This window comes from Streptomyces sp. NPDC059142 (genome assembly GCF_042755665.1).
Lineage (GTDB): Bacteria > Actinomycetota > Actinomycetes > Streptomycetales > Streptomycetaceae > Streptomyces.
This window is the reverse complement of record NZ_JBHZDA010000100.1, coordinates 1-13,136: the sequence shown is the minus strand read 5'-3', so window position 1 is coordinate 13,136 and position 13,136 is coordinate 1. Positions and strand designations below refer to the sequence as shown.

The 13,136-nt window shown below is 72.2% G+C and carries 9 protein-coding genes; 7 read left to right on the top strand and 2 right to left on the bottom strand.

The genetic code is table 11. The features are described from left to right. The first annotated feature begins 177 nt into the window (after window positions 1–177). Window positions 178–657 carry a hypothetical protein gene (locus ACFXPK_RS27430; protein WP_385005102.1) on the top strand — a complete coding sequence of 160 codons (480 nt, stop codon included), beginning with the start codon at window positions 178–180 and terminating at the stop codon, window positions 655–657. 37 nt (window positions 658–694) lie between these two features. On the opposite strand, the gene ACFXPK_RS27425 is transcribed toward ACFXPK_RS27430, so the two are convergent. Next, window positions 695–1,627 carry a DUF4231 domain-containing protein gene (locus tag ACFXPK_RS27425; RefSeq protein ID WP_385079612.1) on the bottom strand — a complete coding sequence of 311 codons (933 nt, stop codon included), beginning with the start codon at window positions 1,625–1,627 and terminating at the stop codon, window positions 695–697. Between the two features lie 230 nt (window positions 1,628–1,857). Between ACFXPK_RS27425 and ACFXPK_RS27420 the strand changes: the two genes are divergently transcribed. The 5 genes from ACFXPK_RS27420 (at window position 1,858) to fxsT (ending at window position 10,420) form a co-directional block, all read left to right on the top strand. Then, entirely contained in the window at window positions 1,858–2,022 is a 165-nt protein-coding gene (locus ACFXPK_RS27420) for an FXSXX-COOH protein (protein ID WP_385005098.1), read from the top strand. A 64-nt stretch (window positions 2,023–2,086) separates the two neighbouring features. Continuing rightward, window positions 2,087–4,324: a radical SAM/SPASM protein FxsBH, inactivated beta-hydroxylase extension form gene (gene fxsBH / locus ACFXPK_RS27415; protein ID WP_385079609.1), complete on the top strand. Its 2,238-nt coding sequence runs from the start codon at window positions 2,087–2,089 to the stop codon at window positions 4,322–4,324. Further along, entirely contained in the window at window positions 4,317–5,114 is a 798-nt protein-coding gene (locus ACFXPK_RS27410) for an aminoglycoside N(3)-acetyltransferase (protein WP_385079606.1), read from the top strand. Before fxsBH ends, ACFXPK_RS27410 begins: the two co-directional genes overlap by 8 nt. Window positions 5,115–5,148: 34 nt before the next feature. Beyond that, entirely contained in the window at window positions 5,149–6,480 is a 1,332-nt protein-coding gene (gene fsxC, locus ACFXPK_RS27405) for an FxsC protein (RefSeq protein WP_385005092.1), read from the top strand. After that, complete coding sequence (gene fxsT, locus ACFXPK_RS27400; RefSeq protein WP_385079602.1) at window positions 6,464–10,420, top strand: FxSxx-COOH system tetratricopeptide repeat protein; 3,957 nt, start codon at window positions 6,464–6,466, stop codon at window positions 10,418–10,420. Before fsxC ends, fxsT begins: the two co-directional genes overlap by 17 nt. A 74-nt stretch (window positions 10,421–10,494) precedes the next feature. Here fxsT and ACFXPK_RS27395 read toward each other — a convergent pair whose 3' ends face one another. Further along, entirely contained in the window at window positions 10,495–11,361 is an 867-nt protein-coding gene (locus ACFXPK_RS27395; RefSeq protein ID WP_385007898.1) for an alpha/beta fold hydrolase, read from the bottom strand. A gap of 509 nt (window positions 11,362–11,870) precedes the next feature. Here ACFXPK_RS27395 and ACFXPK_RS27390 point away from each other — a divergent pair. After that, window positions 11,871–12,986 (top strand): S1 family peptidase, encoded by a 1,116-nt coding sequence (locus ACFXPK_RS27390; protein WP_385007896.1) that lies wholly within the window; start codon window positions 11,871–11,873, stop codon window positions 12,984–12,986. Window positions 12,987–13,136: the final 150 nt, after the last annotated feature.

Sequence of the window (13,136 nt, the reverse complement as noted above, 5' to 3'; positions counted from 1 at the left end):
GCCGCGCGCGCCGCCGCCCCGCCGGGGCTACCCGTGGGCCCCCCCGGCGCGGGGGGGGGCCCCCCCCCCGCGGGGGGGGGGCGGCCCCCGGGGGCGCCGCGGCCGGGCCCCCCGCCTCTCTGTCTCTGAGAGAATGCCAGCGTGTGCGCCGCAGAGGGACCGGGGGGCCGTGAAGCAGTGAAACGCATCGGAGTGACCGGCCACCGGGACATCCCGGCCGAGGCGTACGCGCACATCAGAGGCGCCATCGCGGCCGTCCTGCACGGCCAGGACGGATCGATGGAGGCGCTGTCCAGTCTCGCGGCCGGCGCGGACCAGCTCTTCGCCGTCCTCGCCCTGGACCACGGCGCCGAGCTGACCGTGGTCATCCCCAGCGGCGACTACGAGGACGGCTTCGAGGACCCGGCCGAACTCGACGGCTACCGGCGGCTCAAGGACCGGGCCACCCTGGAGGTCCGGATGGCCTACCCGCACTCCACCGACGAGGCGTACTACGCGGCGGGCACCTACATCGCCGACCACTGCGACCGGCTGCTCGCCGTCTGGGACGGCCGGCCCGCCCGCGGTCTCGGCGGTACGGGCGACATCGTGCGCTACGCGCGCGAGCGCGGGAAGCCGGTCACGGTGATCTGGTGCGAGGGCGTCGAGCGCGCCTGACCCGGCGCGCCCCCGCGTCCTCCCGGCCGCCACGGGCTCAACTGCGGTGGCGTACCAGCCAGTCGGTGTGCTGTGGCGAGACGATGCGCTCGGTCTCGTAGACCGCGTTCGCCCACTGCTCCTCGGTGACCATCGTCTCCATCGCCGTGTGCATCGCCGCCAGGTCCTCCTCCACCAACGAGTGCGCGGAGATGAGGGGTTGATGGCGGCGGATCTCGCTCCACGCCAGACAGGCCGCCGCCGACGCCGACAACAGCCCGAGGAAAGCACCGGAGTCGGTGACCGAGAACGTCCGCAGAACGGCGAGCAACAGCGCCAGCAGGGTCAGCAGCGCGATGGTCGCCGACCACAGCGCGGTGGCCCTGCGGGAGACGACCGTCCTGCGGTGGTACCAGTTCCGCTGCTCGATCAGCCGGTCCCTGACATAGGTCTCCTTGCGGGCGGCGAAGGGCTTGTTGCGCAGCATCCGCATCGCGGGCGTGATGAGTTCGTCGGGAGCGCCCCGCCCGCCGTCCGCCCCCTCGGGCGGGCTCTCCCGGGGGTCCTCCCTGGGGTCCTGCCACCCCACCTTCCGCAACTCCGCGAGCCCCGCCTCCATCCGGGTGGCGAACAGCTCGGCGGCTCCGGCGGAGCCCGTGTCGAAGGGCGCGCCGTGCACCGCGTACCGCCAGGACAGCGACTTGATGAACTCCGCCGCCGAGCGGTTGAGTTGCCAATGCGACTTTGCTCGCTGGCCCGCGGAGCGGAAGGTGACCGGAAGCACACCCGCGTACGCCAACGCGCCCAGCGCGCTGACGAGTTGGAACGAGCCACCCACCGTCCCCCGCCAGGGCAGCGAGGTCAGCAGCGCCCCCAGCACCAGCAGCAGGAGCTGACGGCGAGTGGCGTTGACCGCCTCGCGCTGACGGCGGACGGCGATCGCGTCCGCGTGATGGAAGAGAACCGGCAGATCAGCGTTTCGGAAGACCATGCTGTGCAGTGGTCCGCGTAAGTCGGCCATGCGCGCCCCCGTCTGCTGTTTTGTTGTCACTCGATCAGCGGAACCATCGGTCCCGCACCCGTTCGTGAACTCCCGGCAACGCTTTTGTCTCGTCCCCACGCGCCGAGTTGCCGCACGAGTTCATGAGAGTAAAGTCGAGCCGCTGACACTGCAACGGTGCGGTGTCTCCTGAACGACCGACATGATCAAGGACGGCCGCCGTGACCTCTCAGACCTCTGTCGCCTTCGCCACCGCGAAGAAGATCCGTGTCCCCCTCGCAGAGATCGATGTACGCGACGCCGGTGTCGCCAAGAAGCTCGGCCGTGTACTGCCCATGCCCAGCGGCCGTGTCGCGCGCGTGTCGAGCTTCAACTCGGCGCTCTGACCACCGCTCCTGACGGGGCGTCCGACGGCGCTCCGTACCGCCGAACGCGCCCTAGACTGGCGGAATGACAGGACCCCTGGTCCCTTTCCGCGAGATCGTTCTGAAGGTCCACAGCAGGTGCGATCTTGCGTGCGACCACTGCTACATCTACGAACACGCGGATCAGAGCTGGCGTACCCGCCCCAAAGCGATCTCTGACGAAGCGATGACCCGGACAGCTCTGCGACTGGCCGAGCATGCCAAAGCCCACACCCTGCCCTCCGTGTCAGTGATCCTGCACGGAGGGGAGCCACTGCTCGCCGGACCCGCCCGGCTCAGGCGCGTGTGCGAGGAGCTGACCGCCGCCCTCGACGGCGTCGCCGACCTCGATCTGCGCATCCACACCAACGGGCTCCAGCTCTCCCCCCGCTATCTCGACCTCTTCGACGAGTTCGGCGTCCGGGTGGGCATCTCCCTCGACGGCGACCGCGCCGCCAACGACCGGCACCGCCGCTTCGCGGACGGCCGCACCAGCCACCCCCTGGTCCTCAAGGCCGTGGAGCTCCTGCGGCAGGACCGCTACCGCCATCTCGACCTCGGGCTGCTCTGCACCATCGACGCCGCCAACGACCCCGTCACCGTGTACGACGCGCTGGCCGCGCTCGAACCGCCGCGCATCGACTTCCTGCTGCCGCACGCCACCTGGGAGGAGCCGCCGCCGCGCCCGGACGGCTCGCCCACGGCGTACGCGGACTGGCTGCTCGCCGTCTTCGACCGCTGGGACGCGGGGGGCCGGCCGATGCCCGTACGCCTCTTCGACTCGGTGCTCTCGACGCTGACAGGTGGCCCCAGCCTCACCGAATCGCTGGGCCTGGCCCCCACCGACCTCGTCGTTGTGGAGACCGACGGCACCCTGGAGCAGGTCGACTCCCTCAAGAGCGCCTACGAGGGCGCCGCCGCCACCGGGTTCGACGTCTTCACCCACACCCTCGACGAGGTCGCCGCCCACCCCGGCGTACGGACCAGACAGCTCGGGCTCGCGGGGGTGAGCGAGGAGTGCCGGCGCTGCCCGGTCGTCCGCTCCTGCGGCGGCGGGCTCTACACCCACCGCTACCGGTCGCGGCCCGGGGCGTCCCCCGGCGGCTTCGACAACCCCTCCGTGTACTGCGCCGACCTGACGGCCCTCATCGGCGGGATCGAGTCCCGTACCCGCGCCGAGACCGTCCCCGCGGCCGTGCACCGGCCCGGCGAACTCCTCGACGCCCAGCACGAACTGACCCGCTCGATGCTGGCCGAGCTGCACGCGGCGCTCGACGGCCGGGGCGGCGAGTCCTGGCAGGAGGCGTGGGAGCTGGCCAACGCCGTCGAGCGGACCTCCGACGGGCTCGACACGCTCTTCGCCCACCCCTACACCCGCACCTGGCTGGCCGGGGCGATCGCCGCCGCGCACGACGGACGGCCCGACGCGCCGGACCTCGCACGGCAGGTACGCGGCTATGTCGCCGCCGCCGTCCTGCGGGGCGGGCTGGACACGCCCGTACAGGTCCACCACCACGACGGTGTGCTCGTCCTGCCCACGCTCGGCGCGCTGCGGGTCGGCCCGCCGGGCGCCGGCGGCGAGGCCGAGGTGCGCCTCGCCGAGAAGGGGTTCGTGGTGCGCACCGGCGCCACCGAGCTGCGCGTCGTGCGCGCCGACGAGACCGCGGGGCCCTGGCGCCCCGTACGCCGCCTCGGCCGGGACGGGGCGCCCGATCTCGCGCTGGACGACATCGACCCGTACCGCGACACCTTCGACGCCCCCGCCCACCCGGGGCTCGGCCGGGAGGAGGCCGCCGACTGGAGCGGCCGGCTCGCGGCGGCCTGGGCGCTGCTGCGCGACGCCGTCCCCGACCAGGCCGCGTCGGCCGCCGTCACCCTCTCCACCCTGACCCCCCTGTGCGCCCCGAGCGCCGGGGAGAGCCGCGCGCGGGGGGCGGGACACGGCTACGGGGCGCTGGGCGTCCCCGTCGCGGGCACCCCCGGGACCCTGGCGCCCCTGCTGCTGCGCGGCTTCCGCCGGGCCACCCTGCGGGCGCTCACCGAGGTCACCGACCTCTACGCGCTGGACGGCGCCTGGCTGCGCCCCGCGCCCTGGCGGGAGAGACCGGTACCCGTCTCCGAACTGCTGGCCGGGGCCCACGAACGCGTGGGGCTCGCCGCCTACGACCGCCGCCACCTGGACCACGCCCTGCGGGCGCTGGACACCCTCCAGGACGCGGCCGAACTCACGGTCGGCGGGAAGAGCCTGCTGACCACCCTGCGTGCGGAGGCCGACCGTGTCTGAACCCCCCCGTGTCACGGAACCCGGGCCCACCGCCGAGGAACTCGCCCGCGACCTGGCGTCCCTGGGCGTCGTCCCCGGGACGACCCTGCTCGTCCACGCCTCCCTGAGCGGCACCGGACTGGACGCCGACACCCTGCGCACCGCCCTGCTGACGGCGCTGGGGGAGGACGGCACCCTCGTCGTGCCGGCCTTCACCGAGGACAACTCCGACTCCTCCGCCGCCCACCGGGCACGCATCGCCGGACTCTCCCGCCGCCAGGCCGCCGCGTTCCGCGCCGCCATGCCCGCCTTCGACGCGCGGACCACGCCCGGCACGGAGATGGGCCGGCTGGCCGAGTCCGTACGCACCGCAGAGGGAGCCGTACGCAGCGACCACCCGCAGAGCTCCTTCGCCGCGCTCGGGGCGCGCGCGGCCGAACTGCTGGCCGACCACCCGCTCCACAGCCATCTCGGCCCGGACTCCCCGCTCGGCGCCATGGCCGAGGCCGACGCGCGGGTCCTGCTGGTCAATGTGGGGTACGGCGCCTGCACCGCGTTCCATCTCGCCGAGTACCGGCCCGGCGCGACCACACGTTCTTATCACTGTGTGGTGAAAGCGCCGGACGGATCACCGCGCTGGGTGGAATATGAGGATGTGCACCTCGACGACAGTGATTTCGGGGCGATTGGAGCCGCGTTCCCCTGGGGACTTGAGCAGAAGGGACAACTGGGAGGGGTGGTCGGGCGCCTCTTCCCGATGAAGGACGCGGTGGCGCACGCCACGGTGTGGATGGCCGAGAAACGGCGTTGAACGACGTGGGTGTTCACCACAGGACGGGGGTCGTGTGCACGCGTCACCGCAGCAGCGAGCGGCCGACCATCGGCCGTACTTCTTCCTGAGCTACGCGCACACACCGAGGGACGGGGCCTCCGGGGCCGACCCCGACATGTGGGTGCAGAAGCTCTTCCGCGATCTGTCCGAGCACGTGATGGCCATGACGGACCTGCCGGCCGGGTCCCAGGCCGGATTCATCGACCGGGAGATGCGGTCGGGCGAGGGCTGGTCGGAGCGGCTCGCCGATGTGCTCGCCACCTGCCGGGTGTTCGTGCCGCTGTTCTCGCCGCGCTACTTCGCCAGCGAGATGTGCGGCAAGGAGTGGTACGCCTTCGCGCAGCGCGTCATCTACGAGCAGGCGAAGAACAACACCACGGCCGAGGCGATCGTCCCGGCCCTGTGGGTCCCCGTACCGGCGAAGCAACTGCCGGGCCCCGCCGAGCGGTTGCAGTTCAACCACCGGGACTTCGGGGACCGTTACGTCACCGACGGGCTCTACGGGCTGATCAAACTCCGGATATTCGAGGACGAGTACCAGCGGGCCGTCTACGAACTCGCCAAGCGCATCGTCAGCGTCGCCGACACCGCCGCGATAGGCCCCGGGCGCCCCGTCGACTACCGCAGCGCGCCCAGCGCCTTCGGTGCCAGCGGCGGGCCCCGCCCGATGCAGGTCACCGTGGCCGCGCCCACCCGGCACGGGCTGCCGGAGGGCCGCAGGGCCGACTACTACGGCGGTATGGCCCAGGACTGGAACCCCTACCACCCGGACTCCGCAAGGCCGTTGGCCTATGTCGCCCGGGATCTGGTGCGCTCCCTCAACTACCAGGCGGACATCGTCTCGTTCGACGAGGTGTCCGTCCCCCACGAAGGCAAACAGGCCCCCGTACGGCCGGAGATACTGCTGGTCGACCGGTGGGCCCTCCACGACGAGGAACAGCGTGAGCGGCTCGCCGCGTTCGACGCCGAACACCGCCCCTGGGTGAGCGTCGTCGTCCCGTGGAACCGCGAGGACGAACAGAGCCGGTCGGCCCAGGCCGAGTTGAGCGAGAAGCTCGAACAGACCATGCCCAAGAAGATGGGGCAGGGCCGCGCCGCCTGCCGCGCCGCCGCCAAGGGCGTGCCCAGCATGGAGGCGTTCGGCCAGATCCTGCCCCAGGTCGTCGAAGCGGCGGCCCAGCAGTACCTGAGACACGCGGAGGTCTATCCGCCCGCCGGCGGCAGTCACACCGAACGCCCCCGGCTGCGCGGCCCGATGGCCGCCGAGTACGCCACGACGCACTACGTTCCCCAGACGCACGACCTGGCGCCCGATGCGGAGGACACGGATGACAGCACGTCGTGACGGACGCATCGTCACCTTCTACTCGTACAAGGGCGGTACGGGCCGCACCATGGCCCTGGCCAATACGGCCTGGATCCTGGCCGCCAACGGAAAGCGCGTCCTCGCGGTCGACTGGGACCTGGAAGCCCCCGGCCTGCACCGCTTCTTCCACCCCTTCCTCGACCCCTCGACCCTCGGCGCGACCACCGGGGTCATCGACCTGATCACGGAGTACGCCTGGGCCGCGACCAGCCCGGCGGAGCGCTCCGACGACTGGCACCGCGACTACGCGCGCATCCGGCCGCACGCCGTCTCCCTCACCCCGGAACACCTCGGCTGGGAGTTCCCCGACGGCGGCACCCTCGACTTCGTCTCGGCGGGACGGCAGAACCGCGAGTACTCGGCGACCGTCTCCACCTTCGACTGGGACAACTTCTACGACCGGCTCGGCGGCGGCCACTTCTTCGACGCGCTGCGCGAGGACATGAAGGCCCACTACGACTACGTCCTCATCGACAGCCGCACCGGCCTCAGCGACATCGCCGACATCTGCACCGTCCACCTGCCCGACGTCCTCGTCGACTGCTTCACCCTCAGCGACCAGTCCATCGACGGCGCCGCCGCGGTCGCCCGCCAGATCGACGAGCGGTACGCCGGCCGGGGCATCCGGATCTTTCCCGTACCGATGCGCATCGACGAGGGCGAGAAGGAGAAGGCCGACGCCGGACGGGCCCTGGCCCGGCTGAAGTTCGACCGGTTCCCCGCCGGGCTCACCGGGGAACGCCTCACCGCCTACTGGGGCGCGGTGGAGATCCCGTACCGCCCCTACTACGCGTACGAGGAGACCCTGGCGACCTTCGGGGACGAGGCCGGACTCTCCAACTCCCTGCTCTCCGCCTTCGAACGGCTCACCGCCTATGTCACCGAGGGCGCCGTCACCACCATGCCCGCGGTCGGCGACGAGACCCGGCTGCGGATCAGGGACGCCTTCACCCGGCGCAGGCCCGCCCTCCCCGCCGACCTCTACCTCAGCTACGTGGCCGAGAACCGGATGTGGGCCGACTGGATCGAATCCGTCCTCAGCCGGGCCGGGTTCCGCGTCGTGCCGCGCGACGTCTCCGCGGAGCCGCCCGCCGCGCCCCGGGGCGGCGACACCGGCTCGCTCTCGATCCACCACGACAACACCAGCCGTACGGTCGTACTGCTCTCCGCCGCCTACCTCAAGTCCGCGCGGGCCGTGGAGGTCTGGTCGCGCTCCGCCTCCGAGGACCCCGGCGGCGCCCGGCGCCGGCTGCTGCCGGTGCGCGTCGGCGACGTACGGCTCACCGCCCCCTACATCGACCGCAACCCCGTGGACCTCTTCCGCCTGGACGAGACACACGCCACCACCGCGCTGCTGCGCGCCCTGGAGCGGCCCGTCCAGCTCGCCGACGCCGTCGCGCCCGGCCCCCGTTTCCCCGGCACCGTACCCAAGATCTGGAACGCCCCGGCCCGCAACGCCGGCTTCACCGGGCGCTCCGCCGTCCTGGAGCGGATGCGCGACCAGCTCGGCGGCGGGATGGCCGTCGTCCTGCCGCAGCCGCAGACCCTGTACGGGCTCGGCGGCATCGGCAAGACCCAGGTGGCGCTGGAGTACGTGCACCGCTTCATGGCCGACTACGACCTGGTCTGGTGGATCTCCTCGGAGCAGACCGCCGACGTGGTCGCCTCCCTCGCGGAGCTGGCCGTCCGGCTCGGCGCGCGGGGCGGCGACGACATGGCCGCCGCCTCGATGGAGGCGGTCGACCTGCTGCGGCGCGGGGTGCCGTCCAGCCGCTGGCTGCTGGTCTTCGACAACGCGGACGACCCCGAGATGGTCCAGCGCTACTTCCCGCCGGGCGGCCCCGGCCATGTCCTGGTCACCTCGCGCAACCAGACCTGGTCGAGTTACGGGGACGCGCTGCCCGTCGACGTCTTCCTGCGCGAGGAGTCCGTCGAACACCTCCAGCGGCGCGCCCCCGGGCTCAGCCCGGTCGACGCGGACAAGGTGGCCACCGCCGTCGGCGACCTGCCGCTCGCCGTCGAACAGGCCGCCGCCTGGATCGCGGAGACCGCCACGCCCGTCTCCGAGTACCTGGACCAACTGGGCCAGCAGGCGGCCGGGGTGCTGGCGCTCAACCAGCCGGCCGGCTACCCCGAACCGGTCGCCGCGACGTGGAACATCTCCATCGACCGGCTGAAGGAGCGCTCACCCGCCGCGGTACGGCTGCTCCAGCTCTGCGCCTTCTTCGCCCCGGAGCCGATCTCCGCGAACCTCCTCTACAGCAAGGAGATGATCGAGGCGCTCAAGCCGTACGACATCTCGCTCCAGGAGACGCTGGTGCTGGGCCGGGTCATCCGGGAGATCGGCCGGTTCGCGCTGGCCAAGGTGGACCAGGTGGGCAACAGCATCCAGGTGCACCGGCTGGTCCAGGCGATCATCCGGGCCCAGCTCACCGAGGAGGAGCAGCGGGACGCCCGGCACGCCGTCCACCGGATCCTCGCGGGGGCCAGGCCCGACGGCGACGAGCCGATCGACAACCCCGGCACCTGGGACCGGTTCAACACGATCTGGCCCCACCTCATCACCTCGGAGGCGAGCCTGTGCCGGCGCCCCGAGACCCGCCGGCTGCTGATCGACCGGGTGCGCTACCTGTGGAAGCGCGGCGATCTGCCGGCCGCCTTCGAACTCGCCGGGGAGCTGCGCGAGCTGTGGCGCGAGACGCTCGGCAACGACGACCCGCAGTATCTGTATCTGCGCTTCCACCTCTCCAACATCTTCCGCTCGCAGGGCCGTTACGTGGAGGCGCGGGAGCTGGACGAGGAGACCCTGGCCCGGCAGCGCCGGGTGCTCGGGGCGACCCATCCGCACACGTACATGACCACCAGCGGTCTGGCGATGGACCTCGGCACGCTCGGCGAGTACGCCAAGGCGATGGAGCTGGCCACCGAGGCCCACGAGGGGTTCAGCGGGATCTTCCACGAGTCCCACCCGAGGACGCTCGCCGCCGCCAACAACCGCGCGCTGAACCTGCGCATGGTCGGCCGGTACGCGCACGCGCGCGAGATGGACCAGGAGGTCTTCGACCGGCGGACCGAGGTGCTGGGCCCGGAGCACCCGTACACGCTCTCCTCCGCCACCAGCCTCGGGCGCGACCTGCGGGAGATCGGCCGGTACGAGGACTCGGTCGCGCTGCTCAGCCGGACGTACGCGCTCTACAAGGAGCGGATGGGGCGGGCGTTCCCCGGGACCCTCGCGGCGGCCAAGAGCCTCGCCGTGTCGCTGCGCAGGGCGGGGATGCTGGAGGACGCGCGGCGGCTCACCACGGCCACCAGGAACCGCTACCGGGCCAAGTACGGCGCGGACACCAACCCGGACACGCTCGCCTGCGACCTCAACCTGGCCGCCGACCACTTCGCGGCCGGGGAGCCGGTGGCCGCCAGGGACCTGGCGCAGGAGGTCGTCGACCAGTATCTGCGGGTGCCGGGCGCCCGGCACCCGTACACCCTCGCCGCGATCAACAACCTCGGGCTCTTCCACTGGGGTTGCGGGGCACCGGAGTTGGCGCAGCAGCTCCTCCAGGGCGCGCTGCGGACGATGCGGGAGGTGCTGGGCGACGAGCATCCGCACACGCTCTTCTGCACGGTCAGTCTCGCCAACGCCAAGGCGGACCTCGGCGAGCTGGACGAGGCGCTGGTGACCGAGCGGAGCGCCGTCGCGGGGCTGCGGGTCTCGCTGGGCGCGCGCCATCCGGAGACGCTGGCCGTCACCTCCAACATGTGCGTGACGCTGGGGGCGCTGGGCCGCAAGGGCGAAGCGGCGCAGCTCCGGGTGGAGACCGTGGAGGAGCTGGTCAGGCTGCTGGGCGAGGAGCACGCGCTGACCCGTTTCGCGCGGGACGACCGGCGGGTCTACCGGGACCTGGAGCCGCTGGCGGTGTGAGACCTGCCGTACGTACGGCGCCGGGCCCCCGCCCGGCGCCGTACGTCCCGGCCCGTTCGGCCTGTTCGGTCGGCTCAGTCGGCCAGCAGCCAGGTGAGGCTTCTGGGCAGGGCGTGCAGGGAGGCGAAGTGTGCCGCGGCCGGCTCCAGGACGACCGTGGCGCCCGGGATGCGCTCCCCGAGCCAGCGGGCGTGGCCGACCGGTGAGAAGACGTCCTTCTCGCCGTGCCAGAGCAGCACCGGCGTACGGATGTCGGCGGGGTCGAACCCCCACGGACTGGCGAAGGCCACCGCGTCGTCGATCCAGCCGTACGCCGAATCGCTCAGCCCCTCCTGGTAGTTGCGCAGCAGCATCCTTCTGAGTCCGGCGTCGGAGACCACCATGCGGTCCGAGTCGGTCAGTTCCCGGCGCAGGTCGTCCAGGAGCTGTACCGGGTTCTCGCGGATGGCGGCGGCGCGCGGGATCAGCCGGGCCGCCACGCCCGCCGGGTCCTTCGCCGCGGTGGTGTACGCCGCGACGTTGGACGGGGCCATGCCCTCGAACCAGTCGAGGCCGTCCGCGTCCCAGGGCGCGAGCGGCACCAGCGCCGCCGCCCGGGTCACCCGGTCCGGCATCAGCGCCGCGCACGCCAGGGCGTGCGGCGCGCCGCCGGAGCGGCCCGCGACGGCGAACCGGTCGAGGCCGAGGGCGTCGGCGATCGTCGCCACGTCCTGGGCCACATCGGCCACACTGCGTCCTTCGAGCCGGTCCGAACCGCCGTACCCCGGCCGGTCGTAGGCGATGAGCTGCATGCCCCGCTGGTACAGCACCATGCCACGCGGCGCGGGTCCGAGCCTGCTGCCCGGGGTGCCGTGCAACAGGAAGACCGGTCTGCCGCGCGGGTCCCCCAGACGCTCCACCATCAGATGCCGCCCGTCCGCCGCGCGCACCCGACGTCGCAACCCCCTGCCCCTTTCATCCGGCGTGCTCCGATGTACATGCCCCATGCAGGCACCGTGAGCCTGCATTCCCCGCCGCCGAGGTGCTTACCCCTCGGCGCGCCATGACCGGCTCGAATCGCCTGTAGGAGAGCCCGGTTCAGGACGATTGTCCCGGATGGGAGCTGATGGCGTAAGGAGGCCCGCGCGAACGCGCCGGTGGTACCGGTGCGGCCGGGGTACGGGAGGGGCAGGAGTTGTTTTCGGACAGGTCCAGTCCTCACCCGTGGGTGATGTGGTGGTTGCGTCAGGTGTTCGCGAAACGGAACGGAGGGGCCGGGGCATATGTCATGCCCCTGCCATGGAGCTGCCGTCCCCTCGCGGGCGCGAAGGCGTCGTACGCGCCGTCGGATGCCGCCGAACGCGCCGGAGCGCAATGTGTTGGTCATGTGTGCGTCCTGAAGTCGACCTTGTGTGCGACCGCCGGATCTCGGAATAGTGGGCGGCTCGTCCTCCGTATCGGTGCACCCCACATGCATCGGCACGGTCCCCACAGGAGGTTGACGTTGAACCATCGGCGTATGTCCAGGAAGCGCACCACGATCGCGGGCGGGGCGGCGATCGCCGTGATCGTCGCGGGATTCACCTTGCAGAATGCGAACGCCAGTGAGGACACCCCTCAGTTCGCCGTGAAGACCCTCACCGCGAAGGCGGCCGGAAACCTCGGATCGACCCTCGACAAGGACCTCGGTGCCGCCGCGGCCGGCTCGTACTACGACGCGACCGCCAAGGCGCTCGTCGTGAACGTCGTCGACCAGCAGGCCGCGGAGAGCGTCCGTCAGGCGGGCGGCAAGGCGAGACTGGTTCAGAACACCCTCGCCGACCTGAAGAGCGCCCGGCAGACCCTCACCGCCGACGCGTCCGTCCCGGGCACGTCGTGGTCGGTCGACCCGGTGGCCAACAAGGTGGTCGTCACGGCCGACCGTACGGTCAAGGGCGCGGCCTGGGAGAAGCTCAGCGGCGTCGTGGAGAAGCTCGGCGCCAAGGCCGAACTGAAGCGGACGGCGGGGGAGTTCAAGCCCCTCGTCGCGGGCGGCGACGCCATCACGGGCGGCGGCTCGCGCTGCTCGCTCGGCTTCAACGTGGTGAAGGACGGCGAGCCGTACTTCGTCACCGCCGGGCACTGCACCGAGTCCATCCAGAGCTGGTCCGACACACAGGGGCAGCAGATCGGCACGACCGAGGGCTCGACCTTCCCGGGCAGCGACTTCGGTCTGGTCAAGTACACCGCCGACGTGGACCACCCGAGCGAGGTGAACCTGTACGACGGCAGCAGCCAGCAGATCACCGAGGCGGGCGACGCGACGGTCGGCCAGGAGGTCGTCCGCAGCGGCTCCACGACCCAGGTGCACGACGGCGAGGTGACCGGGCTCGACGCCACCGTGAACTACGGCAACGGCGACATAGTCAACGGCCTCATCGAGACCACCGTCTGCGCCGAGCCGGGCGACAGCGGCGGCTCCCTCTTCGCCGGGGAGACCGCGCTCGGCCTGACCTCGGGCGGCAGCGGTGACTGCGACTCGGGCGGCCAGACGTTCTTCCAGCCCGTGACGGCGGCGCTCGCCGAGTACGGCGCCGAGATCGGCTGACCGTACGGCACGCGACAGCGGAGGGGGGGCGGGCCCCACAGTGTGTTTGCGGGCCCGCCCCCCCCCCGCCGCGGGGGGGGCGCGCGGCGGGGGGGGGGGGGGGGGCGGCGCGGCGCGCCGCCGCGGGCCCGCGCCGCGGCGCGCGCCCCC